This window comes from Nocardia sp. NPDC003482, assembly GCF_053588115.1.
The window spans coordinates 32,596-56,719 of the sequence record NZ_JBSFPI010000002.1 but is presented as its reverse complement, the minus strand read 5'-3'; the positions used below and the strand labels follow the sequence as shown (position 1 = coordinate 56,719).

The following is a 24,124-nucleotide window of genomic DNA, read 5'->3' as shown; positions in this document are numbered from 1 at the left end:
ATCCGCACCCCTTCCAGCCCCCCACAACGGGTGCGGATCCGAACAAGGGGTGCGGCTGGGGCTGGTTCAGGGGTGGGCGGCACGCTCGGCGGCGGCGCGGGCGCGGTGCAGGGCGTCGGGAACGGGGGTGCGGCCGAGGAACATCTCGGCGAGGATCGGCTCGATCGCCTTCAGTGCGGCGGGGAAGCCGGGGCCGCCGCCGGAGGCGATGCGCGGGCCGGTGAGGACGTCGAAGAACGGGCGCACATCGATGCCCTTGCGGGACCAGTACTCTCGATAGATCGGCTGATCGGCCAGCACCGCGGGCACCGTTGTGCCGTTCTCCCCCACGAACCGATTCCCCTCCGCGCTCCCCAGCCAGGCCAGCACCCGCCGCACCGCGTCCGGATGCCGCGTCGCCGCGTTGCCCGCCACCCCGATCGCGTTGTTCGTGCTCACCCGCCCCGCCGGACCGCTGGGCAGCATCGCCACGCCCCACCCGAACCGCGCCTGCTCCGCGATCTGCGCCAGATTGAACGTCCCCGACTGGAACAACGCCATCTTCCCTTGCAGGAAGGCCGTTTTCGCGAAGTCCCCGCTCCCGTTCGTATCCGCCGCCGACGGCGCCAGCCCCTGCGCGATCAGCCCGCGCAGATACGAGAACGCCACCACCCCGGGCGGCTCGTCGAACACGAACCGCTCCCCGTCCTGGAACCGCCCACCCGCCGACCCCAGATACGGCAGTTCGAGGGACTGGAAATCACCCCCGGCGTTGTACGCGTACGGCGCGACCGCCGCGAGCCGCCGCAACAACCCCGTGAACTCGTCCCCGTCCCCCGAACCCCAACGCGCCGAACCCACCTCACCCGGATCCACCCCCGCCGCCGCCAGCAGGTCCCGGTTGTAGAACACCGCCGTCCCCCCGTCCACGAATTGCGGTACCGCCCACAGCCTCCCGCCCCGCGTGTACTGCGCGACCGCCGACGGATCCCACCCCGCCGCGTCCCCGATCGACCCGTCGATCGGAACCAGCCGCCCGGCGTCCGCGTAATCCTCGAACGCATTGGTCCAGAACAGGTCGTCCGCCGTCCCACCCGCCACGTCCAGCCGCAGCTTCTGCGGATACGACGCCCACGGCACCACCGTGACCTCCACCCGCACATCGGGATTCGCCCGCTCGAACGCCGCCAGCGAATCCCGGTACACCGGAACGAAACTCGCGTCCCAGATCCGCATCCGCAGCACCGTCCGCCCGGCCGAATCGCCGCCCCGCCCCAGCCACAACGCCGCCGCCACCAGCACGACGGCCGTCAACGCGATCCCCAGCACGGCTCGGGTGGAGGTCTTCACTTCAGCCCCGTCCACGAGATCGACCGCAGCACCTGCCGCTGGAACACCAGGAACAACACCACCAACGGCGCGATGGCCAGCGTCGTCGCCGCCAGCACCAGCGTCCACCGCGCGTCGTACTCGGTCCGCAGATTCGCCGTCGCCACCGTCAGCACCTGCCACGTCCGCCCACTACTGGCCACCAGCGGCCACATGAAGTTGTTCCACTGCGACACCACGGTGATCACGGCCAGCGTCGCCAGCACCGGCCTGCTCATCGGAACCACCACGTGCACAATGACATCCAGCGTGGACGCCCCGTCCACCCGCGCGGCCCCGATCAGCTCCGCCGGAATCCCGCGAAAGAACTGCCGCAGCAGGAAGATCGCGTACGGCGAGCCGAACACGAACGGCAACACCAACGCCCAGAACGTATTCAGTAGCCCCAGCCGCGCGAACATCAGATACAACGGAATCAACGTCACCATCGGCGGCACCATCATCGTCGCCAGATACATCCAGAACAGCGCCTCCCGCCCCGGAAACTCGGTGTGCGCGAACGCGTACGCCGCCAGCACCGAGAACACCAACTGCCCCAGCGTGATCAACGCCGTCATCACCGCCGTCACCGCCAGCGCCCGCCCCAACCCCTGGTCGAGCACGGTCCGGAAGTTGTCGCCGGTCACCGGATCCGGCCACGACAACGGCGATTCCGCCCCGAACTGCTCGGACGTCTTCACCGCCGTCAGCGCGCTCAACACCAGCGGCGCGACCGTCAGCACCGCCCCGATCGACAGCACCACATAGGCGATCGCCCCGCGCGCCAACTCAGTTCGCATCCGCCCGCTCCCGGAGGTATCGATGCTGCACGAGGGTGATCACGAACATCACCGCGAAGACCACCAGCGCCATCACCGCCGCCCGCCCGGGCCGGGCCGCGTCGAACGCCTCGGTGAACATCCGCATCGCCACCACCTCGGTACGCCCGCCCGGCCCGCCCTTGGTGAGCGCGTACACCGTGTCGAAAGTCTGAAAGGCCGTGAGGGTTCCGGTGACGAGCACGAAGAACAGGGTGGGCCGCAGCAGCGGCAGCGTCAGCCACCACGTCCGCCGCCACCCGGTCGCCCCGTCGATCGCCCCCGCGTCGAAGATCTCCGCCGGAATCGCCCGCAGCCCCGCCACGAAGAACAACGCCACATAACCCACGTTCGCCCAGACGCTCACCGCCGCGACCGACGGCAATGCCAGCACCGGATCGGACAGCCACTCGATCCGCCGCCCCAGCAGCGCGTTCAGCGCCCCGTCGCTCGGCGCGAACAGCCACTGCCACACCACCCCGACCGCCACCGGCGCGCACATCCACGGCAGCGCGTACAGCACCCGCAACGCCGCCCCGCCCCGCCGCCGCGCCAGCGGCAGCGCGACCGCGAAACCCAGCGCGGTCTGCACCGGCACCACCAGCGCCGTCAGCGCGAGCGTCACCAGCAGCGCGTGCCCGAACTCGCCGTCGCCCAGCACCGACCGCCAGTTCCGTGATCCGGCGAAAGCCATGGGCCCCAACAAGTTCCAGCTGTGCAGACTGAGCCACGCCACCAGCGCGATCGGCAGCAGCAGGAAACCGCCGACACCGATCAGGCTCGGCAGCAACAACAGATAACTCGTCCCCGCCCGGCGCAGCCGACGATTCATGCTGAGCGACGCTACCGCCGTGCGCTCAGAGCTGGTCGGCGGCCTCGAGCAACAGCTGCCGCGAGCGTTCCGGCGTCTCGGCCTGGACCACGAGCCGTTCCATGACGACGCGGTAGAGCTCGAGGTCGGGCCGACGGTCCAGATACAGCGCACTGGTCAGCTGTTCCAGGTACACCACGTCGGGCACCTCGGGTTCGGCGAAGCGGAGCATGGTGAACGAACTGCCCGCCGCCGCATGGGCTCCCGCGTGGTAGGGGAGCACCTGCAGGATGATGTTGCGCCGCTCGGACATCTTCGCCAGATGCCGCAGCTGTTCGCGCAGGACCTCGCGGCCGCCGATCGGGCGGCGCAGCACGGCCTCGTCGAGCACCGCCCACAGCGACGGCGCCCCGGGCAGGTCGAGCACCTCCTGGCGTTTGCGCCGGAGCTCGACCCGCCGGGTGGCGGTCGCGTTGTCCATGCTGAGCGAGACCACCGCGCGGGCGTAGTCCTCGGTCTGCAACAGGCCCGGAATCAGTTGGCCCTCGAAGGTTCTGATGGTCTTCGCGGCGCTCTCCAGGCCGAGGTAGGTCTCGAACCAGGGCGGCAGCAGATCGGAGTACTGATGCCACCAGCCCGGCTGATTCGCCTTGCGCACCAGCTTCATGAACAGCGCCCGCTGCTCGGGATCGGTGACCCCGTACAACGTCAGCAGATCCTCGACGTCGCGCTTCTTGAAACCGGTGCGGCCCAACTCGAGTCGGCTGATCTTGACGTGCGAACCGCGGATGTGATCGCCCGCCGCCTCGCGCGTGATGCCGCGCTCCTGGCGCATCTTGCGCAGCTGCCCGCCGATGGCGATGCGCAGGGCCGTCGGTCCGCGGTCGGCGATGCGCGACTCGACCAGTTCGGTGCGGATCGGTTCTGGGATCATGAGGCCCTACTCCGATGTTCGGAAGATCATCCCTGGCGCGCTGTGCTCACGTTCGTAAACTCATCGCGCCGTACCAATCCTAACCCGCCGTCAATCCCGCGGCCCGCCCGCGACATAGATGACCTGGCCGGAGACGAAACCCGCCCCTTCGCTGACGAGGAACGACGCCGTGTGCGCGATGTCCTCGGGCCGTCCCACGCGCTGCACGGGAATCTGTGTGGCGGCGGCCTTCTGGAACTCCTCGAACGACACGCCGACCCGCTCGGCGGTCGCGGCGGTCATGTCGGTGACGATGAAACCGGGCGCGATCGCGTTGGCGGTCACCCCGAACTTGCCCAGTTCCAGCGCGAGGGTCTTGGTGAAGCCCTGCATCCCGGCCTTGGCCGCGGAGTAGTTCACCTGACCGCGATTGCCCAGCGCCGAGGTGCTCGACATGTTGACGATGCGCCCCCATTTCGCCTCGACCATGTACTTCTGCGTCGCCCGGGTGAGCAGGAACGCGCCGCGCAGATGGACGTTCATGACCGCGTCCCAGTCGTCGACGCTCATCCTGAACAGCAGGTTGTCGCGCAGGATCCCGGCGTTGTTGACGACCACGGTCGGCCCGCCCAGCTCCTCCTCGAGCCGCCGCACCGCGGCGGCCACCGACTCCTCGTCGGCGACGTCGGCGCCCAGCGCGAGGGCCGTTCCGCCCGCGGCGGTGATCGCCTCGACGGTGTCGGCGCAGGCCGCGGCGTCCAGATCGAGCACGCCCACGCGCAGGCCGTCGGCGGCGAGCCGCCGTGCGACGGCCGCCCCGATCCCGCGGGCCGCTCCGGATACGACTGCGACTCTGTCCACCATGGGTTCGCCTCTCTGCGATGGGTAGGTACGTCGGAACGTACCGAGCCTAATCGCCTACTCGACCCACAGCGTCCAGACGTTGCGCTCGCACACCAGCGCCCGGCCGTCCGCGGTGCGGGCGGTCTTGTCCGTGCTCGGAACGCATTTGGCGCCAACGGAATTCACCGCGGTGGACACCGCGTAGGGGCCGCTCCAGCGATAGCCGCTCCCGCCGCGCAGGCACAGCAGGGTGCTGCCGTCCGCGGCGGTGCCGATCAGCGCGGCCTGGGTCTCGGCGCAGGTCTCGCCCTTGGTGACCACGGTCGGGGTCAGCGTGGCGGAGGAGGTGGGCGCGGGGGCGGCGAAACTCGGGGGCGCGGCGGTGGTGGTGGGGGGCTGGCTCGCGACCGTCACGACCGTGGTCGCCACCGTGGTCGATGCGCCGCGCAGTTCGGGGCGGGGCAGCGTGAAACCGGACAGCACGATCACGCCCGCGAGCAGCATCACCTCCGCGACGCCGATCATCAAGGCGAACAGGGCCATCGCCCGCCCGCGCGGATGGCTGAAGGAGATGAGCCCGAACACGATGGCCACGGGGAACAGTCCCACCAGGGCGGCCACCAAAGCCACGATCGCGTAGGGATTGACGATGGGCGGCACCTCGACCCGGAGTCGTCCGGTGCGCCGTCGGGCCGGGGACTCCCAGCGCTCGTCCTCCCAGCGCTCCTCCTCGGGTTCGGCCGCCCGGCGGCGATTGCGCGCCGCCTCCCAGCGATCCTCGTCGGGTTCCACCACCGGCCACCGCTCCTCGTCGACCTCCGGCCAGCGTTCGATCTCCGAAGACTGCTTTCTGGCCATGCGGTTCCTCTCACATCACTCGTGCAGGAACCTCGACGAACGTACCCGCCCCGATAACGAAGAGGATAAGGGGCCCAGCGATGCCCGCAACCCCTTCGTTCCGGAGCGGGTTATTCGATCTTGTCGGCGGGAGCTACCGGTCCCAACTCACCGGATTTTCACCGAGCAGCACGATCCGCAGATGTAGCAACCATCCGGCACTCCAGATCAGAAAGCGATCGTATCGATTCAGCGCGGTGCGCGAACGCGGCTGGCGAACCGCGGGCCGCGCGGCGTGGCGGGCGGGACCGGAGCGGGTCGGATAGAGCGGGCGCGGGCCGCGGCCGTGGGTGCGGGCGTGTCGCCCGCCCGCGTGCCGCTGCCGGGCGGCGTGCCGTCCCGCGCGCGGCGCGGTCACGGCAGCGCCCGTTCGTCGAGGACGCAGCGGCCTTCCTCCACCAGGACCGCGCGGGCGCGGCGGCGCACCTTGCAGGTGTCGACCGCGCACTCCAGATGCAGTTGCATTGCGGCATGGGCCTGTTCGACGGTCATGACGCCCGGATCGGCGCCGCAGCGCAGCAGCGCGGCCACGGGTGTGTGCAGGTTGGTCAGCTGCATGCCGCCACCTCCGTCCGCGAGCCGAAACCGGTTGGGGCAAAGCGCAGTACTGCCATGACTCCTCGTTCCTGCGACGGATCCTGAACGCGCCCGGAGGGTTCAGGAGTGCGAAGGGACCGAGCGTCTTACTGCTCCGGGCACACTCCTAGCATCCCTCAGCCGACCCGCCGGTGGGTGGATTTTCGGCAGATCCGGGAGGATTTGCGGCAAATTCTCAGCAGCGGTCGGTTCGGCGAGGAATGTCCGAAACCCGCTGTGCGCACGGAGATTACGACTCGACGGCTGTTTCGCAACGAAGCGATGTTTGCGGACGTAACGGACGGGTACTCCATTGTTCGTGGACCGTGGGTTGAGAAACACCTCTCCCCGGGACCGCAAGCTGCTACCCGGTGATTGGGTCGAACGACTGATCGTAGGTTTGCTGTTCGCGGTATCTGCGGCAGGTGTATATGTACTGACCGGAGCCGTTCTGTCGTCGCTGCTGTTCGGGATGCTGGTCGCGGTGGTCGCGGTCGGTGTGGTGTCGATGCTCTGACGAAATCGAGCGGCAGGGGTGAGAACCCCTGCCGCTCAATTGTTTCCGGATCGGCGCGTCAGCGCCGGAACAATTTGTTGCCCAGCCAGACGATGGGATCGTACCGGCGATCGACGACGCGCTCCTTCAGCGGGATCAAGGCGTTGTCGGTGATCTTGATGTGCTCGGGGCAGACCTCGGTGCAGCATTTGGTGATGTTGCAGTAGCCGAGCCCGAACTCCTCCTGGGCCATCTCGCGGCGGTCGGCGACATCGAGCGGATGCATCTCGAGTTCGGCCACGCGCATGAGGTAGCGCGGCCCGGCAAAGGCGTTCTTGTTGTCCTCGTGATCGCGCACCACGTGACAGGTGTTCTGGCACAGGAAGCATTCGATGCATTTGCGGAACTCCTGGGAGCGCTCCACATCCTGCTGCTTCATCCGGTAGTCGCCGGGCTTCAGATCCGCGGGCGGCGTGAAAGACGGGATCTCCCGGGCCTTCTCGTAGTTGAACGACACATCGGTCACCAGATCCCGCACGACCGGGAACGTGCGCATCGGTGTCACAGTGACGATTTCGTCCTGAGTGAAGGTCGACATCCGCGTCATGCACAGCAGGCGCGGGCGGCCGTTCACCTCCGCCGAACACGAACCGCACTTACCGGCCTTGCAGTTCCAGCGCACGGCCAGGTCCGGGGCCTGGGTGGCCTGCAACCGGTGAATGATGTCGAGGACGACCTCGCCCTCGTTCACCTCGACGGTGTAGTCCTGCAGCGCGCCACCCTCGTCGTCGCCGCGCCAGACCCGGAATCGGGCGTCGTAACCCATTGCTACGCATCCCCTTTCGCGGCAGCGGCCGGATGTCCGGCGAGTTCTGCCGAGGAGTAATACTTTTCGAGCTCGCCCAGTTCGAACAGGGCGAGCAGGTCGGCGCGCATGGGCACCTGATCCTGCGGCGTGACGGTCACGGCGGGCACGGTCTGGCCCACCCCGTCCGGATCCATGCGGCACACCAGCAGCTTGTTGCGCCACTGCGGATCCATCTGCGGGTGGTCGTCGCGGGTGTGTCCGCCGCGGCTCTCGGTGCGCAGCAGCGCCGCCTGCGCGACACACTCGCTGACCAGCAACATGTTCCGCAGGTCCAGGGCCAGATGCCAGCCCGGGTTGAACTGCCGATGCCCCTCGACGGTCACGTGGTCGAACCGCTCGCGCAGTTCGGCCAGCCGCTCGATGGCCTGCTTCAGTTCGTGTTCCTTGCGGATGATGCCGACCAGATCGTTCATCGCCTGCTGCAGATCGGTGTGCAGCGTGTAGGGGTTCTCCCCGGTGCCCTCGGCGGGCGGATCGAACGGCGCCAGCGCGGTTTTCGCGGCGTCGGCGATATCGTCGTCGGCGATGGCGGGCCGCCCGTCGCCCAGTTCCTCGACGTAGGAGGCCGCGCCCAGACCCGCCCGGCGCCCGAACACCAGCAGATCCGACAGCGAGTTGCCGCCCAGCCGGTTGGAACCGTGCATACCGCCGGAACACTCACCGGCGGCGAACAATCCGGGCACGGTCGCCGCGCCGGTGTCGGGATCGACCTCGATGCCGCCCATCACGTAGTGACAGGTCGGCCCGACCTCCATCGGCTCCTTGGTGATGTCGACGTCGGCGAGTTCCTTGAACTGATGCTGCATCGACGGCAGGCGGCGCAGGATCTCCGCCGCGGGCAACCGCGAGGCGATGTCCAGGTACACCCCGCCGTGCGGGGTGCCACGACCCGCCTTGACCTCCTCGTTGATCGCGCGGGCCACCTCGTCGCGGGGGAGCAGGTCCGGGGTGCGGCGCGCGGAGTCGTTGTCGCGCAACCACTGATCGGCCTCCTCCTCGGTCTCGGCGTACTGACCCTTGAAGACCGCGGGGATGTAGTCGAACATGAACCGCTTGCCGTCGCTGTTCTTCAGCACGCCGCCGTCGCCGCGCACGCCCTCGGTCACGAGGATGCCCTTGACGCTGGGCGGCCAGACCATGCCGGTCGGATGGAACTGCAGGAACTCCATGTTGATCAGCGTCGCCCCGGCCCGCAGCGCCAGCGCGTGTCCGTCGCCGGTGTACTCCCAGGAGTTCGAGGTGACCTTGTAGGACTTGCCGACCCCGCCCGTCGCGAGCACCACCGCGGGGGTCTCGAACAGGATGAAACGGCCCGACTCGCGCCAATATCCGAACGCTCCGGCGATCCTGCCGTCGGTCTTCAGCAGATCGGTGATCGTGCACTCGGCGAAAACCTTGATGCGCGACTCGTAGTCGCCGGTCGCCGCGAAGTCCTCCTGTTGCAGCGAGACGATCTTCTGCTGCATGGTCCGGATGATCTCGAGGCCGGTGCGGTCGCCGACGTGCGCGAGGCGCGGATAGGTGTGGCCGCCGAAGTTGCGCTGGCTGATCCGGCCGTCCGGGGTCCGATCGAACAGCGCCCCATAGGTTTCCAGCTCCCACACCCGATCCGGCGCCTCCTGGGCGTGCAGTTCGGCCATGCGCCAGTTGTTGAGGAACTTGCCGCCCCGCATGGTGTCCTTGAAATGGGTCTGCCAGTTGTCCTTCTCGTTGGCATTGCCCATGGACGCCGCGCAGCCGCCCTCGGCCATCACGGTGTGCGCCTTGCCGAACAGCGACTTGCACACCACCGCGACCGACAGACCGTGCTCGCGGGCCTCGATCACCGCGCGCAATCCGGCGCCACCGGCCCCGATCACGACGACGTCGTACTTGTGCCGCTCGACTTCAGGCATGGAACCGAATACTCCTTAGTTGACGAATCGCAGATCCGAGATGGTGTGGCTGGCGACCAACATGACGTAGAAGTCGGTGAGCACCAGCGTGCCCAGGGTCGTCCAGGCCAGCAGCATGTGCCGGGTGTTGAGCTTGGAGACCTGGGTCCAGAACCAGTAGCGGACCGGATGCGCGGAGAAGTGCTTGAGCCGCCCGCCCGCGATGTGGCGGCACGAGTGGCACGACAGCGTGTAGACCCACAGCAGGATGACGTTCACCCAGAGCACGAGATTGCCCAGGCCGAAACCGAATCCGCCGTCCTCGCCGTGGAACGCCTTGATCGCGTCGTAGGTGTTGACCACCGACACCACGACCGCGACGTAGAAGAAGTAGCGGTGCGCGTTCTGGATGATCAGCGGAAGCCGGGTCTCCCCGGTGTATTTCGCGTGCGGTTCGGCGACCGCGCAGGCCGGGGGCGAGAACCAGACCGCGCGGTAGTAGGCCTTGCGGTAGTAGTAGCAGGTCAACCGGAACAGCAGCAGGAACGGCAACACCAGGAATCCCAACGGGATCCACATCGGCAGCGCGCCCACCCAGTGGCCGAAGTGGCTCGAGCCGTCGGCGCACGAGGTGCTCACGCACGGCGAGTAGAAGGGCGTCAGGTAGTGGTACCGGTCGTCCCAATACGCCGTGCGCACAAAGGCTCTGATGGTGGCGTAGACGATGAATGCCGCCAGGCCCAGCACGGTGACCAGCGGTGGGATCCACCAGCGATCGGTGCGCAGTGTTCGCGGCGAGATGGCCGCTCGGCCTTTGCTGAATACTCCCGTGCCCGGTTCGGGGGCGCGTGTGGGTGCGCTCACTGCAGGATGCCTCGCTGATCTACCCCGTGGAACGTCATCGTTACCTCCGGCATCGAATGTGATGCCGAGCACCATACGACAACCGGGCTATGACGTGTGACGGGTCCCGGAAATATCGACCCGCCTCGAGTCATATGATTTGCGCCACATTTTCTGATCTTGCGGGCGCGCGGTCCGGGGTAGTGAACCGTAAGCAACACGCACGAATTGTGCTGTACTACAAGGCATTTCGGACAGTGGGGACAATCGGGGCCGGTTCCGGCCCGATTGTCCCGCCACTTGTCAGCAACGCCGCCCGACGCGGGCGGGCCTCCCTACTTGGTGCGCGGGCGGGAGTGGAAGCCGAGGCCCTCGTCCTGGGCGCCCATCCACGCGGCCTCGTCCGATTTGGCGTCGGGGACGTAGATGACGTCCTGGGCGCGCCGGTCGGCGACCTCCGGCGGCGGCGACTGCTCGAAGTCCTCGGCATCGATGGCGAGCCGCTCGAGGTCGTTCTCCAGGCGGCGGACGGTGTTGGCGTCTCCGTAGTGGGAGCGCAGCGCGCCGATGCAGTGCCGGAGCTGGCCCACCGCGAAGCGCAGTTCGGCAATCTCGCTACGGGTCATGGAATCCTCCTCGAACCGTGTGATCGACCACACAAGGTGATCTTTAACACAGTACGCGAAGATCGCGGATTCGGCCGTAGCAAAAGGCTGTGAAAAACCCTCAACCCGCGGCGGCCAACGCTGTGGTCGGTCCGGTGACGCTGCCCAGCGCCCGCTCCACGAGCGCCGAGACGGCCGCGGCGACCTCCGCGGTCCGCTCGCCGATGACGCTGTGACCAGCGCCGTCGAGGCGGACCAGCTCCGCGCCCGCCAGCTGCGAGGCGAGCACCACCGAATGCGCGAACGGGATCATCACGTCGGCCGATCCGGCCAGTACGAGGGCGGGCAGATCGCTCAGCAGGCGCAGCGTAGGGGTCTCGTCGAAGCGCATCAGCGAGTCCAGGAACGACGCCATGGTCAGCAGCGGGGTGTCGTTGAGGACGGCGGTCGCGACGGCGGTCAGGCGCGGTCCGGCCCGGCGGGCGCCGCAGGCCGCCTCCCGCATCATGGGTTCGAGGATGCGGCCGCCGAGGCGCTTGGAGGCCAGCATCATCCGGGGCGCGCGCCGCACGGCCAGACGCAGCGAGCCGACCGTGTGCCGGTTCAGGAAGCGGGCCGGGCCGAGCGCGGTGAGCCCGCCCGCGGCCCCGGCGAGCAGCCCGATGCCCGCGATCCGCGTGCCGATGGCCTCGGGGAACAGCCGGGCGAAGGCCAGCACGACCATCGCGCCCATCGAATGTCCCACCAGCACAACGGGTCCCGTGGGAACGACGGTCCGCAGCACGGCGTCCAGATCGTGGCCGAGCTGGTCGATGGTGTAGGTCGCCGGATCCGCGGCGCCGGATTCGCCGTGCCCGCGATGGTCGTAGAAGACCATCCGGGTGTCGGCGCCCCAGTGCCCCAGCAACTCGTCGCGCAGCAGCGACCAGGATTCGGTGCGCAGGCAGTGGCCGTGCACGAACACCACGGTCAGCGGCGCGTCGGGGGAACCGAAGTCGCGCGCGACGATCGGGGTGCCGTCGTCGGCGGTGACGACGACGCGGCGGCCGTCGGGGGCGACGGTGCGAAGGGCGATGGGGGACATGACGTGCTCCTGGAGAGTCCGCTCTTGCCCGGATGTCGATGGGAGTTGCCGTCTCGTTAACCCCTCGAACCTGCTGTTATGCACACGTTGCCGAACCGGTGCCGGGGATAGACCGCGCGGTCGGGTCGGCTCTCGACAGTAATCTAGGTCTTTCTAGTCATTCGCGTAGATCTACTTAGAAACAGCAAGGCACGCCCTTCTGTCTTTGTATAGAGATATCTAGTGCCATCGCGAGAGAAGTGGATAAAATGAGGAGATCATCTAGGACCGAATCAGTCCTAGAGCGCTCCTACGGTCCTTCGTATGAGCACCGAGATCCGCCCCTTCCGCATCGAGATCCCCCGCGCCGACCTCGACGACCTGCACGACCGCCTCATCCGGACCCGCTGGTCCCGGTCCCTGCCCGGCGACGGCCGGGGCGTGCCGGTCGCGGAGGTGCGCGCGTGGGCCGAGTACTGGGCCACCGAATTCGATTGGGCCGCACAGCAGGACCGGCTGAACCGGTTTCCGCAGTACCTCACGGAGATCGACGGCCTCGACGTCCATTTCCTGCATGTCCGCTCCGCCGACCCCGCCGCGCTGCCGCTGATCCTCGACCACGGCTGGCCGAATTCGTTCGTCGAGTTCGCCGACGTGATCGAACCGCTGGCCGAGACCTTCCACGTGGTCGTGCCCTCGGTCCCGGGCTTCGGCTTCTCCGCCGCCCCGCGTGGCGGCTGCACCGTCGAGCGGGTGGCCCGCATGTGGCACGAGCTCATGGCCCGGCTCGGCTACGGGCGCTACGGGGTGCAGGGCGGCGACCTCGGCGCCTACGTCGCCACCGCGCTGGCCGAGACCGCGCCGGACCGGGTGGCGGGGCTGTACGTCACCGCCGGGCTGGGTTTCCCCACGCCGGAGGATGTGCCGGACCTCTCGCCGTCCGAACGCGCGGCCCACGACGCGATGATGTCCGCGGACTGGGTGCACGGCGTCGACCATCACGCGCTGTTGCGCTCGGCCCCACAGACTTTCGCGTACGGCTGGGACGACTCCCCGGCGGCGGCGCTGGCCTGGATGCTCCAGAAATTCGGCGACTTCGGCGGACTCGGCGGCATCGCGCGCGACGCCCTGCTCACCAACCTCAGCGTCTACTGGTTCACCCGCACCTTCGCCACCTCGTCCTGGCCCTACTACGAGACCACCGAATTCCGCTGGCCCACCGGCTCGTCCACCGTCCCGACCGGCGTCTACAGCGGCGCCCCCGGCATCCGCCGCCTGGCCGAACGCACCGCCCACATCGTGCACTGGCCCACCACCAACCCCCCGGGCCACCACTTCATCACCATGGACCAGCCCACCGCCTACGCGGCCGACCTCCGCGCCTTCTTCGCCGAGCGTCACTGACCCGACCCTCGGGCGCGGCGGCCGGAGTTCGCCACCGACCCCGGCCGTTCGACGCGAGTTCTAGGGGTGCGCGGTGGTTTTCGTGGACGGCAGGAACGGGGTCAGCAGGTTCGGTTCGGTGGACGGGCCGAATTGCCATTCGGCGATCCAGGGGCCGGTGCCCTCGCTGGGGTCGAGCACCCCGTCCTCGAGCCAGCGCACACGGCCGTCGAGGACGGCTCGGGTGAGGGCGGTGTCGGCGTCGTCGGTGTTGTCCCACAGGGCGTCGAACAGGCGACGCACCCGCAGGCGGGACTGGGCGCAGAACGTGTCGGCCAGCCGCTCGGCGGCGTCGGCCTCGGGACTGTCCGCCGCCCGCAGGGCCCGGGCGCGCCCGCAGGCCGCCGCCATGGCGAACAGCTCCGCGCCGATGTCCACGACCCGGCCCAGAAAGCCCTGGCGGTATTCGAGTTTCGCCTGCCAGCGGGCCATCGCGTACATGAGCGCGCGGGCCTGTTTGCGCGACATCCGCTCCACGAACCTGAGATGCGTTGCCAGCGCCCCGAATTCGCCGTACGACGCGGGCACCGTGCCCGGACCGACGGCCAGCTGCGGGAACCACTTGGCGTAGAAGCCGCCCGCCCCGACGGCCGCCTTGGCCTTCGCCTTCAGGGCGGCGTCGCGCTCGACCAGCGCCCCGGCCGCGGCCATGTGCGCGTCGGCCATCTCGCGGGCGATGAGCAGTCGCATGATCTCGCTGGAGCCCTCGAAGATCCGGTTGATGCGCAGATCGCGCACCAATTGCTCGGCGCCCACGGCCCGTTCGCCGCGCGCGGCCAGCGACGCCGCGGTCTCGTAGCCGCGCCCGCCGCGGATCTGCACCAGCTCGTCGGCGATCGAACAGCTCATCTCCGAGGCCCACAGCTTGGCCAGCGCGGCCTCGATGCGAATGTCGTTGCGGGCCTCGTCGCACATGGTCGCGGACAGATCGAGCACCGCCTCCAGGGCGAAGGTGGTCGCGGCGATATAGGACAGTTTCGCGGCCACCGCGCCGTGCTCGCCGACCGGGCGGCCCCACTGCACCCGGGTGGCCGACCACTCGCGGGCGATCTTGAGCGACCACTTGGCCGCGGCCGTGCACAGCGCCGGAATCGCCAGCCGTCCCGCGTTGAGGGTGGTGAGCGCGATCTTCAGCCCGTCGCCCTCCCGGCCGATCAGATTGGCCCGGGGCACCCGCACGTTGTGCATCCGGGTGACCCCGTTCTCGATGCCGCGCAGGCCCATGAAGGCGTTGCGCCGCTCGACGGTGATGCCGGGGGAGTCGGCCTCGACCACGAACGCGGAGATGCCGCCGCGATGCCCCTCGCCGCGCGGCACCCGGGCCATCACCACGAGCAGTTCGGCGACGACCCCGTTGGTGGTCCACAGCTTCACGCCGTTCAGCTCGTAGCCCTGCCCGTCCTCGGTGGGGGTGGCGGTGGAGGCCATTCGCGCGGGATCGGATCCGACGTCGGGCTCGGTGAGCAGGAACGCGCTCACCGCCCCTTTCGCGCAGCGCGGCAGGAACTCCCGCTTCTGCTCGGGGGTGCCCGCGAGCTTGAGCGGTTCGGGCACGCCGATGGACTGATGCGCCGACAGCAGCACGCCCAGGCTCGGATGCGCGGACCCGACGACCATCAGCGCCTTGTTGTAGCCGACCTGCGAAAGCCCTTGTCCGCCATACTCTTCGGGGATCTTCAGCCCGAAGCAGCCGAGTTCGGCCAACCCCCGGACCACGTCGTCGGGAATCTTGGCGGTCCGCTCGATGGCCGCGCCGTCGATGGTCTCGGCGAAGGCCCGCAGCCGCCGCAGATACGCCTCGGTGCGGGCCGTATCCGCCGCGGGCGGCTCGGGAAACGGATGGATCAGATCGAGCCGGAACCGGCCGAGGAACATCTCCTTCGCGAACGACGGCTTCGCCCATGTGGTTTCGCGCGATTCCTCGACCAGCGCGCGGGCCTGTTCCTCGGTGGCGTCGACTTTCGCGGTGGTGGCCATGCTGCCTCCCTCGGACGTGATGAGAATCACATTCGAGTGTAGGAGTCCGGGTTACCCGCCGGTAGGGGTAGCGCTCGGGGAATCGCGCCGCAGTCAGCTCACGCTGCGCAGGTACCGGCCGAAATGCGGCACGGTGAAGCCGATCGTGCCGCGTTCAGCGGAGTAGATCAGGCCCTTCTTGATGAGCCCGTCGCGCGCGGGCGAGAGCGAGGCGGGTTTGCGGCCGAGTTCCCGGGCGACCGCGGCGGTGGCGACCGGGCCGTCGTCGCCGGACAGATCGGCCATGGCGCGCATGTATTCTCGCTCGGCCGGGGTCGCTCGCTCGTAGCGGGAACCGAAGAAGCCCACCGCCAACTCCTCCTCCGCGGCCGGGGCGGCGAGTTCCACGTCCTCCACGCCGATCGGGCTCTGCGCGGCCGCGTCCCAGGTCGCCTTGCCGTACGCCTGCACGAAATAGGGGTAGCCATCGGCCTTGCGGTACAAGGCGTCCAACGCGTCCTCGGTGAACTTCACCTCCTCGCGTTCGGCGGGGGCGATCAGCGCCAGATCCGCCGCCGCCCGGTCCAGCCGATCGATCTTGTGATAGCTGAACAGTCGCTCGGAATAGCTCTTGGACGCCGACAACACCGCGGGCAGATGCGGCAGGCCCGCCCCCACCACGATCAGCGGCGCGCCCTCCTGACTCAGTTCGTGGCACGCCCCGCAGATCGCGGACACATCGGCCGGGCCGAGGTCCTGCATCTCGTCGATGAAGATCGCGATGCCCACCCCGATGTCGCGGGCCACCTGGCCCGCCTCCATGAGCAGCTCCACCAGATCGATCTCGATATCCCCGGAATCGGCCCGGCCGGTCACCGCGGGCACGTCGATACCGGGCTGCCACCGCTCCCGCATCCCCTTGTCCGCGGTCGACCGCAGCGCGAATGCCTTGAGGATCCCCAGGAAATCGTCCACCATCTCCGGATTCCGGTGCGCCACCGCGATCTGGCGCACCGCCATGTGCAGCGCCGAGGCCAGCGGTCGGCGCAGCTCCTGATCCGGCCGGGCCTCCAATTTGCCCGTCCCCCAGCCCCGTCCGCGCGCGGTGGACCGCAACTGGTTGAGCAGCACGGTCTTCCCCACCCCGCGCAACCCGGTGAGCACCACGCTGCGCTCCGGACGTCCCCGCGAGACCCGTTCCAGCACAACGTCGAACGCGTCGAGTTGCCGGGCCCGCCCGGCCAGCTCGGGCGGCCGCTGCCCGGCGCCGGGGGCATAGGGATTCCGCACGGGGTCCATGCCCGTACACCGTAGCGGTCGCGAGCGGAATCTGTGGGTATCTATGAAAAGCCGTAGACGCGGCTATTGTTCGATATCGCCGCCGCCGAGCCGACACCCCTACCCTTGGAACTGTTCTCGAACGGTTCCCAGTGCAGGGAGAGGGTCATGGCCGAGGAGTCGATTCCCACGGTGGCCGAGGTGGTCGAAGCGTGGAACGTGCCCGCGGAGGCGCCCGTGGCGGGGCGGATCCGGGACAACATCCTGGCGGCGATCGAACAGGGATACGACGACCCGCAATTGGTGGCGGATCTGGCGGTGGGTCCGTTGGTCATGGCGCTGGGGCAGTTGGAGGCCGAACTCGCGCAGGCGCGCAGGCGCATCGAGGATTTGGAGCGAACGGTCGGAGAACGGGCGTAACGGACATGCCCGCGCGCGCGATATCAACCGTGACTGCCCCGAGACCGGCTTGTTACCCACCGAGCCGGTTCGCGAAACCGCAGGCAGGGCCCGGTGCCGGGCGATTCGCGCGGATCCGTTGGCGCGCACCGGTGGACAAGAGGGCGGCGTGGCCGTAATCTTCTCGTGACTTCACGGAGTCCGTCGCCTCACCGGAGAGGCGGCCCGGGAGGTCATCCGCCTAATCGGTGGTCGAGTGGGCAGCTCGAACACCGAGCCGGGGACCCAATGTGTTGGGGTGAATCCCCTACGGCCGCAAGGTCGTCGGGGTAGGGCCGATCTTCCCGGCCCGAACCCGTCAGCTAACTCGGTCGGCGGTACGGGCAGGAAGAAACAGGAGACTCAGCTCGGTGGGTAAACACAGCTTGCAACGGGAGCCCCGGCTACCGAATTCCGTGAAGGGCGCGCTCGTTTTCGGCGCGGTGGCAGCCACGACCGGTGCCATGCCGGCGATTCCGGCCATGGCCGCGACCATCAACGTTCCCGGCATCGGCAATTTCGATGTGCCCCTGGACGATCAGCAGGTCGGTCAGGTCAATCAGGCGCTCTCCGATCACGCCGATCAGATCAAGCAGGTCCAGCAGGCGCTGGCGCCGCAGGCCGTCGCGCCCGGTCAGGCCGCGCCCGGACTGCCGAACTTCGCGCCGCCCATGCCCGGCCTGTTCGAACAGCAGCACCAGAACACCGCCGGTGACGTCGCCCTCGACGCCGCCCGCACCAAGATCGGCTCCGAATACGTGTGGGGCGCCTCGGGCCCCTCGTCGTTCGATTGCTCGGGTCTGGTGCAGTGGGCCTACAAGCAGGCCGGAATCAATCTGCCGCGCACCAGCTTCGAGATGTCGCACGTCGGCAAGCCGGTGGCCTTCGAGCAGCTGCAGCCGGGTGACCTGGTCATCCAGAACGGCGGCGGGCACGTGGCCATGTACGCTGGCGACGGCAAGATTCTGCAGGCGCCGCAGTCCGGCGAGACCGTGAGCTACGCCCCGCTGAACCCCGACTCGGTCGTCACCGCTCGCCGGGTCGCCTAGTTCCGCGCCGTGCCCGGTCCGCCCCCGCGGCCGGGCACGAGAGGTACGGCGAATGGATACGGCCCGGGTCGACTCCTGGACTTGGGCTGTCCGCCTGTTCAAGACACGCTCCGCCGCCGCGACGGCCTGTCGCGGCGGCCATGTGCGCGTCAACGGCGTGGCGGTCAAACCCGCGCATCAGATCAAACCCGGTGACGAGGTGCGGGTGCGGGTCAACGGACTGGAACGCATCGTCGTCGTCGAGCGTGTCCTCACCAAGCGCGTGGGCGCGGCCATCGCCGCCACCTGCCTGATCGATAAGAGCCCGCCGCCCCCGCCCAGGGAGATCGTCGCGTCCATGCCCCGGCGCGATCGCGGCTCCGGTCGGCCCACCAAACGCGAACGGCGCGAGACGGATCGGTTGCTGGGCCGCGACTCGCACTGACCGCCGGATTGCCCGTCGCCTCAGGTGCCGAACAAGGTCGTGAGCCGCCGGTTGGCCGGGACGTGATTGGGCGCCGGACGGTGATCCACCGCGAGCACGCTCGTCTCCCGATGCTCGAGGATCCGCATCAGCACGGCCGTCGCCCGCGCCGCGTCGAACGGCGTGAGGCCCGCCCGGCGCAGCTCGCCCGCCGGTCGATCGGATTCCCATGCGCCCCAGGCGATCGCGGTCGCCCGTTGATCGGGCCGGGCGCGGGCCACGGCGTCGAGTGCGGCGGCCACCGCCGCCCGCGGTCCCGAACCCGGGCCGCCCAGCGTGTCCGCGGCGATCCCGAACAGCAGCGCGAAGTCGATCGCGTCCGCGGCGGTGAGCTCGAGCAGGTCCAGCGCGGCCGACACCGAGGCGGCGAAGACGCGTTCCAGCCCACGCGCCGAACCGTTTTCGAGCCCGGCCCCGGCCCCGGCGGCGTGGACCAGGCCGCGGATCTCCGATCCGCACGCCCGGATGTCGTCGAGCGCGGCGGCGAGATCGTCGCGGTCGGTCACATCGCAGCGGGCCACCACGATCCGTTCCTCCAGACCGGCCAGCACCGGCGGCAGCGGCCGGGGCGTGCGGGTCAGGACCACCACGTCGCGCGCGCCCGCGTGCAGCAGCCAGCGGGTGGCGACCGCGCCGAGCGTCCCGAGCCCGCCGGTCACCACGTAGGTGCCCGCCGTCGATACGGCACGCGGGCGGGCGGGCGGTCCCACCGGTCGGAAGCGGCGCGCGGTGACCGTCGGACCGTCCACCGAAAGCTCCTCGCCCGCATCATGATTCGCGAGCGCATGGGCCACCGCCCGCGCATCGTCCCCGGCCGACCACACCAGCCGGGTGGGCGGCGCCGCGTCCGGCTGCATCGCCCGCACCATCCCGGCCACCGCGTGCTGCGTCAGCGCCGCGCGATCGCGCAGCACGACCGTCAGCGCCGTCACGGCGGGGCTGTCCCGTATCGCGCGCAGCAGGTCCGCCGCCCGCGCCGCCGCCGCGGCCGGGGTGTCGTCCGGACCCGACCAGACCACGACGGCGGCTGTGGGTTCCCGCAGTGCGGCCAACGCACCCGCCGTCGCCCGCGCCACCCGCCGGGTCGGCAGCCGCCGATCGAGCATGCGCGCGAGCGCGACGGCCAGCGCCGATTCGCCGATCACCAAGGCGCCCCGCACCTCCGGCCGCTCGCCGGTCGCGGGCGCGATCGGAATCCAGGTCTCGGTGCGCAGCACGGTGGCGGCCCATTCGAGGGCCGTGGCCACGGTCGGGTCGTAACCCCGGGCGGCCTCCGTCGCGGCGGCCGTCACCCGGGCGGGCGCGGTGACCGGAGGCGTTGGGCGCCAACGCCGTTCGGGCGGCCGTCGCGCGAACGTTCCGTGCGCGGACCAGTTCACCTCGCGCCCTTCGAGATACAGCCGCCCGATCGCGGTGCGGAACGCCGTGGCCTCGTCCCGTCCGCACAGCTCGTGCGTCGACTCCCGGAAATCCGGGTACTCGCGCACCACGGGCGTCAGTTCCGGCGCCGCGGCGAGTTCGAGCACCGTCGAGACGCCGTCCGCCGCGGCCGATTCCAGCGCGGCCGCCAAATGCACGGTGGCGCGGGCGTTCTCGGCCCAGTACGCGGCGTCGAGCTGCGCCGTCGTGATGACCGTCCCGCGCCGGGTGGTCGAATACAGCGGCACCTCGGGCACACTCGGCGTGAGCGCGTCGAACTCCGGTGTCCCCGCGAACGAGGTCGCGGTGTCGACGGAACGCACGGGTACACCGCGCCTGCGCGCCTTGCGCACGACCGCGTCGAGCCGCCGCGCCACACCCGTGAGCACCACCGTGTCCGGCCCGAGCACGGCTTCGATCCGCACCTCCCCGCGCAGGGGTTCGATCAGCCGCTCCGCCTCGTACGGCGTCGTCTCGAGCACGACGACGCCCGTCGTGACCCGCTCCACGGCCGCCCGGGCCAGCGCCAGCCGGGCCCCGTCGCCCAGGGTGACGGCCCCGGCCGTCACCGCCGCCGCGATCTCCCCGGGCCCGTACCCGGCCACCGCGTCCGGCCGAATCCCCCACGCCCGCACCAGTTCCGCGAGCGCCACCTGGAAGACGAACCGCGCCACCGGACCGTCGTCGAAACCGTTTTTCGGCGTCCACACCCGCTCACCCCCGGCGCGTACCACCGCGTCGGCCGCGTCGGCGACCGCGCGGGCGAACACCGGATACCGGGCCGCGAGCGCCCGTCCCGCCCGCGGCGGACCCGCGGTCCATTCGCCGAACAGGAACAGCACGCCACCCGGACGTCGTTCCGGCCGGACGCTCCCCGCGGTCTGCCCGCGCGCCAGCGCCCGCAGCCGCGCCGCCGCCTCCGCGTGCTTGTCGGCGAGCACCACCGCGCGCACCGGTTCGGGCAGCAATCGGCCTGCCGCCGAGGCGAATTCGGAGAGCGGCGGATGGTCGGCCAGCAGCAGATCCGCCCAGCGCCCCGCCAGCTCGCGCAGCCGTTCCGGGGTGGCGGCGCTCAGCGGGATCAGCGTCGGCGGCCCGGCGTCGCGATGCGCCGGAGGTGGCGCGACACCGCGCAGTACGGCGTGCGCGGTGGTGCCGCCGATGCCGACCGAGCCGACGCCCGCGATCCGGTCGGGCGCGGGCGCCTCCTGCCAGCCGATGGGTTCGCTGGGTACCCGCAGCCCGCGCTCGCCGAGCCGTGCCGCGGCGTCGTCGTCGCGAAAACCGCGGGCGGGCACGATGATTCCGCGCTCGACGCACAGCGCCGCCTTGGCCAGCCCGGTGACCCCGGCCGCCGCCACGAGCGGTGCCGGGTCGGCGGTGACCGAGCCGACCCAGATCTTCGCCGACGGCGGGCTCCCGCTGTGCAGCACCCGCGCGAGCGCGTCGATCTCCGCGGCGTCCACCGAAGCGGCGGGGCTGCCGTGACATTCGAAGTATCCGGCGGCGTGCGGATCGAGCCCGGCCCGCTCCCACGCCGCGCGGATGACCCGGCGTCGGGTCCGGCCGTCGGTCAACCGGCCGTCGGAACCCACCGCGGTGCCGAGGATTTCGGCATACACTCGGTTGCCCTCCCGCCGCGCGTCGGCGGTGCGTTGCAGGACCAGCACCGTGCAGGCGCCGCCGCGACCGTCCGCGTCGGCGGCGTCGACGCCACCGACGAGCGCCCACGGCGCGGTGCCGTCGGCCAGCAGGCGCACGGCCAGATCCACCGCCGCCAGCGACGACGTCCCGGCGCTGTCCAGCACCAGACTCGGCCCGCGCAGATCCAGCGCCCGCGACACCCGGTTGGCGATCATGTTCGAACCGCTCGCCCCGAAGAACACCGCCGCCGGTGACCCCCGTGCGCGGTAACCGATCCCCGCGTCGTCGACGGCCTCGACCGCGACCGTGAGGCTCAGCCGCTCCCGCGGATCCAGCCGCGCGGCCGTGGCCGCGTCGATGCCGAACCACTCGTGGTCGAAGGTGTGGTCGAGCCCGGCCGTCGCGCCCGTGAGCAGCAGGTCCCAGAACCGTGGCACCCCCGCGACGCCCGGCATCCGGCAACCGATCCCGATGATCGACACCGAGGGAGATGCGGGCGCGGGATCGGTCACCGTCCGTACTCCCTCCCTGCCCTCCGGCGCACGCGCCGGCAGTCGGGTACCCCCAGCGATTATGGCCGAGGAGCGGCCGGAACGAGAAGTGCTTCCGGCGTGGCGCGCGATGTCCTACGGTGTCGCTGTGTCCTCGAAACCGACAGCCGTGACCGACGGGCAACCCGGCGCCCTGATCACCCTGGCCCGCTGCTGCGCCGCCCTGGCCGCGACGCCCGCGAAACTGCTGCGGCCGCGCCGGCCCGACAGCGCCTTTCTGGCGAATCTGACCTCGGCCTCGGTTCCCCAGGCGCGCAACACCGTTCGCCTCACCGCGCTGTTGCAGGCGCGCATGTCCGCGCCGACCACGATCGTGGCCGAGGGCGCGCGCAGCCTCGGCACCGTCCCGATGACGATGGGCGCCTTCCTGATCGAACATCCGAAGGCCCGCTTCCTCGTCGACCCGGCGCTGTGTGCCGGTGTGCACCAACGGGTTCTGCCCGATATGCCGCTGCCGGCGCGGCTGCTGGTCGCCCCCGACAAGCCGGTGCTGGGCCTGGCCGACGCCCTCGCCGCCCGCGATCTCACCGGCGCGGACATCGATTTCACCCTCGCCACCCACCTGCACTGGGACCATGTCTCGGGCCTGCTCGAGCTGCCGGAGTCGGTCGAATTGCGGGTTCCCGCAGAGGAATACGAGTGGGCCATGTCCGGCGACATCGCTCCCTACGGCGTCGTGCGCGCCCCACTGGCCGACCGCGCGGTCGGCCATGTCGAACTCGACGGCCCGCCGGTGCTCACCTTCGGCAGCAGTCACGACCTGTTCGGCGACGGCGCGGTGATCCTGGTCGATCTGGCCGGGCACACCCCCGGCAGCCTCGGCGTGCTGCTGGCCGTCGACGACGGCACCCGTGTGCTGCTGGCGGGCGACGCGGTCTGGAACGCCTTGCAGATCCGGCTGATTCGCGAGAAGGCGCCGCTGCCCGGCCAACTCTTCGACGCCGATCGCGACCTCACCTTCGAAACCATCCAGCGCCTGCACGCGCTGCCCGAGGGCATCGAGGTCATCGCGAGCCACGACTTCGCGGCGGTCGCCGCGCGCGCCTAGGACTTGATCAGAATCGACCGCGTGTAGAGCAACTGGAAACCGCTGCGCTGGGCGTTGTGCTGGGATTTGGAGCCCGGCAGCGTGACGACCACGGCCAGTTCGCAATTCGCGCGCGCCGCGTCGGCCAGCCGCGCCGACAGCAATGCCGCCTGCACCCCGCGGCGGCGGTGCGCGGGCACGGTCGCGGCGCCGTTGAGCTGGGCGATCGACCCGGACAGCCGCATACTCGCGCCGCCCGCCACCGCGTCCCCGCGCAGCGCGAGGTAGCGGCGCGCGCCCTCGGCCGAGGCCATATCGGTGGTGACGGCGGCGAGGACGTCGCGCGGGAATTCCTCGTGCGAAGCGATGCCCTGGTCGTCGGGGTGGGCGAAGCCGTCGACCACGGCGTCCAGCCAGGCCGCGGCGTCCGCGTCCGTGACGAGCCGAATCTCGATGTCGGCGGGGATGTTTCGGGTGAGGTCCGGTTCGAGGACGCGGCCCAGGACGTTCTCGAACGCGACCAGCCGGTACCCGCGCTCGGTGAACAGCGCGGCCAGCGCCGGATCGCCCAGCTGCGCCAGCTCGACCTGCACGGCGGCGTCGCGGGCGGCGTACGCGCGTTCCAGTTCGGTCAGTTCCGCGGCCGTCGGCGTCCCGCCGAAACCCAGTCCCACCACCTTGTTCAGCGGCGAACCCGGCTCACCGAAACAGGCCGCGCCCCCGGCGACCGGCAGCACGAAACCGGCGCCGTCGGGACGACGACGCCGGGCGGCCTCCGTACCGGCCGTGATGAGTTCGGTCTCCGCGCGCTCGACGCGTTCGGCGAGTTCGGTTCCGCAGAACAGGATTTCGGTCACAGGGCAGTTATATCCGCCCTGTCCACCGAATTACGGCCACCCGCC

Annotated in this window: 23 protein-coding genes and 1 riboswitch; of the genes, 6 read left to right on the top strand and 17 right to left on the bottom strand. The window is 70.0% G+C overall.

The window, feature by feature from the left end; translation table 11 throughout:
- Positions 1 to 66: 66 nt before the first annotated feature.
- The 8 genes from ACWDSJ_RS03430 to ACWDSJ_RS03395 all read right to left on the bottom strand — a co-directional run bounded on the left by ACWDSJ_RS03430 (position 67) and on the right by ACWDSJ_RS03395 (position 6,187).
- Complete coding sequence (locus ACWDSJ_RS03430; protein ID WP_450029414.1) at positions 67 to 1,329, bottom strand: ABC transporter substrate-binding protein; 1,263 nt, start codon at positions 1,327 to 1,329, stop codon at positions 67 to 69.
- The gene (locus ACWDSJ_RS03425; protein ID WP_450029062.1) at positions 1,326 to 2,147 is read right to left on the bottom strand and encodes a carbohydrate ABC transporter permease; all 822 of its coding nucleotides are present in this window, start codon (positions 2,145 to 2,147) and stop codon (positions 1,326 to 1,328) included. Before ACWDSJ_RS03425 ends, ACWDSJ_RS03430 begins: the two co-directional genes overlap by 4 nt.
- Complete coding sequence (locus ACWDSJ_RS03420) at positions 2,137 to 2,997, bottom strand: carbohydrate ABC transporter permease (protein ID WP_450029061.1); 861 nt, start codon at positions 2,995 to 2,997, stop codon at positions 2,137 to 2,139. The genes ACWDSJ_RS03425 and ACWDSJ_RS03420 overlap by 11 nt, the downstream gene beginning before the upstream one ends.
- Positions 2,998 to 3,022: 25 nt before the next feature.
- On the bottom strand, positions 3,023 to 3,910 hold the full coding sequence (locus tag ACWDSJ_RS03415; RefSeq protein WP_450029060.1) for a helix-turn-helix domain-containing protein: 888 nt from the start codon (positions 3,908 to 3,910) through the stop codon (positions 3,023 to 3,025).
- A 90-nt stretch (positions 3,911 to 4,000) separates the two neighbouring features.
- Complete coding sequence (gene fabG, locus ACWDSJ_RS03410; RefSeq protein WP_450029059.1) at positions 4,001 to 4,753, bottom strand: 3-oxoacyl-ACP reductase FabG; 753 nt, start codon at positions 4,751 to 4,753, stop codon at positions 4,001 to 4,003.
- A 54-nt stretch (positions 4,754 to 4,807) separates the two neighbouring features.
- A complete protein-coding gene (locus tag ACWDSJ_RS03405; protein WP_450029058.1) occupies positions 4,808 to 5,590 on the bottom strand; it encodes a DUF4190 domain-containing protein in 783 nt (260 codons plus the stop codon).
- 133 nt (positions 5,591 to 5,723) lie between these two features.
- Positions 5,724 to 5,987, bottom strand: coding sequence for a hypothetical protein (locus ACWDSJ_RS03400; protein WP_450029057.1), 264 nt, complete (start codon positions 5,985 to 5,987; stop codon positions 5,724 to 5,726).
- Positions 5,984 to 6,187 carry a hypothetical protein gene (locus ACWDSJ_RS03395; RefSeq protein ID WP_450029056.1) on the bottom strand — a complete coding sequence of 68 codons (204 nt, stop codon included), beginning with the start codon at positions 6,185 to 6,187 and terminating at the stop codon, positions 5,984 to 5,986. The genes ACWDSJ_RS03400 and ACWDSJ_RS03395 overlap by 4 nt, the downstream gene beginning before the upstream one ends.
- A gap of 337 nt (positions 6,188 to 6,524) precedes the next feature.
- Between ACWDSJ_RS03395 and ACWDSJ_RS03390 the strand changes: the two genes are divergently transcribed.
- Positions 6,525 to 6,722, top strand: a complete 198-nt coding sequence (locus ACWDSJ_RS03390) for a hypothetical protein (RefSeq protein WP_387358317.1) — start codon at positions 6,525 to 6,527, stop codon at positions 6,720 to 6,722.
- A 58-nt stretch (positions 6,723 to 6,780) separates the two neighbouring features.
- Here ACWDSJ_RS03390 and ACWDSJ_RS03385 read toward each other — a convergent pair whose 3' ends face one another.
- The 5 genes from ACWDSJ_RS03385 to ACWDSJ_RS03365 form a co-directional block, all read right to left on the bottom strand.
- Positions 6,781 to 7,527 carry a succinate dehydrogenase/fumarate reductase iron-sulfur subunit gene (locus tag ACWDSJ_RS03385; RefSeq protein ID WP_450029055.1) on the bottom strand — a complete coding sequence of 249 codons (747 nt, stop codon included), beginning with the start codon at positions 7,525 to 7,527 and terminating at the stop codon, positions 6,781 to 6,783.
- 2 nt (positions 7,528 to 7,529) lie between these two features.
- Positions 7,530 to 9,464 carry a fumarate reductase/succinate dehydrogenase flavoprotein subunit gene (locus ACWDSJ_RS03380; protein WP_387358313.1) on the bottom strand — a complete coding sequence of 645 codons (1,935 nt, stop codon included), beginning with the start codon at positions 9,462 to 9,464 and terminating at the stop codon, positions 7,530 to 7,532.
- Between the two features lie 15 nt (positions 9,465 to 9,479).
- Positions 9,480 to 10,307, bottom strand: a complete 828-nt coding sequence (locus ACWDSJ_RS03375; protein WP_450029054.1) for a hypothetical protein — start codon at positions 10,305 to 10,307, stop codon at positions 9,480 to 9,482.
- Positions 10,308 to 10,621: 314 nt separating this feature from the next.
- Complete coding sequence (locus tag ACWDSJ_RS03370) at positions 10,622 to 10,912, bottom strand: hypothetical protein (protein WP_387358309.1); 291 nt, start codon at positions 10,910 to 10,912, stop codon at positions 10,622 to 10,624.
- 100 nt (positions 10,913 to 11,012) lie between these two features.
- Positions 11,013 to 11,975 carry an alpha/beta fold hydrolase gene (locus tag ACWDSJ_RS03365; RefSeq protein ID WP_387358307.1) on the bottom strand — a complete coding sequence of 321 codons (963 nt, stop codon included), beginning with the start codon at positions 11,973 to 11,975 and terminating at the stop codon, positions 11,013 to 11,015.
- A gap of 303 nt (positions 11,976 to 12,278) precedes the next feature.
- Here ACWDSJ_RS03365 and ACWDSJ_RS03360 point away from each other — a divergent pair, with 303 nt between their 5' ends.
- The gene (locus ACWDSJ_RS03360; protein WP_450029053.1) at positions 12,279 to 13,358 is read left to right on the top strand and encodes an epoxide hydrolase family protein; all 1,080 of its coding nucleotides are present in this window, start codon (positions 12,279 to 12,281) and stop codon (positions 13,356 to 13,358) included.
- 60 nt (positions 13,359 to 13,418) lie between these two features.
- Here the strand turns inward: ACWDSJ_RS03360 and ACWDSJ_RS03355 are convergent, their stop codons facing one another.
- Entirely contained in the window at positions 13,419 to 15,374 is a 1,956-nt protein-coding gene (locus ACWDSJ_RS03355; protein ID WP_450029052.1) for an acyl-CoA dehydrogenase family protein, read from the bottom strand.
- Positions 15,375 to 15,467: 93 nt separating this feature from the next.
- Positions 15,468 to 16,652, bottom strand: a complete 1,185-nt coding sequence (locus tag ACWDSJ_RS03350) for an AAA family ATPase (RefSeq protein WP_387358301.1) — start codon at positions 16,650 to 16,652, stop codon at positions 15,468 to 15,470.
- Between the two features lie 147 nt (positions 16,653 to 16,799).
- Here ACWDSJ_RS03350 and ACWDSJ_RS03345 point away from each other — a divergent pair, with 147 nt between their 5' ends.
- The 3 genes from ACWDSJ_RS03345 (at position 16,800) to ACWDSJ_RS03335 (ending at position 18,542) form a co-directional block, all read left to right on the top strand.
- Positions 16,800 to 17,051 carry a hypothetical protein gene (locus ACWDSJ_RS03345; protein WP_387358299.1) on the top strand — a complete coding sequence of 84 codons (252 nt, stop codon included), beginning with the start codon at positions 16,800 to 16,802 and terminating at the stop codon, positions 17,049 to 17,051.
- A gap of 207 nt (positions 17,052 to 17,258) precedes the next feature.
- Positions 17,259 to 17,422, top strand: a riboswitch (cyclic di-AMP (ydaO/yuaA leader).
- 63 nt (positions 17,423 to 17,485) lie between these two features.
- Positions 17,486 to 18,118: a C40 family peptidase gene (locus tag ACWDSJ_RS03340; RefSeq protein ID WP_450029051.1), complete on the top strand. Its 633-nt coding sequence runs from the start codon at positions 17,486 to 17,488 to the stop codon at positions 18,116 to 18,118.
- Between the two features lie 52 nt (positions 18,119 to 18,170).
- On the top strand, positions 18,171 to 18,542 hold the full coding sequence (locus ACWDSJ_RS03335; RefSeq protein WP_387358295.1) for an RNA-binding S4 domain-containing protein: 372 nt from the start codon (positions 18,171 to 18,173) through the stop codon (positions 18,540 to 18,542).
- A gap of 20 nt (positions 18,543 to 18,562) precedes the next feature.
- Here the strand turns inward: ACWDSJ_RS03335 and ACWDSJ_RS03330 are convergent, their stop codons facing one another.
- Positions 18,563 to 22,156 (bottom strand): SDR family NAD(P)-dependent oxidoreductase, encoded by a 3,594-nt coding sequence (locus tag ACWDSJ_RS03330; protein WP_450029050.1) that lies wholly within the window; start codon positions 22,154 to 22,156, stop codon positions 18,563 to 18,565.
- A 127-nt stretch (positions 22,157 to 22,283) separates the two neighbouring features.
- On the opposite strand from ACWDSJ_RS03330, the gene ACWDSJ_RS03325 reads away from it, so the two are divergent.
- Positions 22,284 to 23,243, top strand: coding sequence for an MBL fold metallo-hydrolase (locus tag ACWDSJ_RS03325; protein ID WP_450029049.1), 960 nt, complete (start codon positions 22,284 to 22,286; stop codon positions 23,241 to 23,243).
- Here ACWDSJ_RS03325 and ACWDSJ_RS03320 read toward each other — a convergent pair.
- Positions 23,240 to 24,079, bottom strand: coding sequence for a GNAT family N-acetyltransferase (locus ACWDSJ_RS03320; RefSeq protein ID WP_450029048.1), 840 nt, complete (start codon positions 24,077 to 24,079; stop codon positions 23,240 to 23,242). The genes ACWDSJ_RS03325 and ACWDSJ_RS03320 overlap by 4 nt on opposite strands.
- Positions 24,080 to 24,124: the final 45 nt, after the last annotated feature.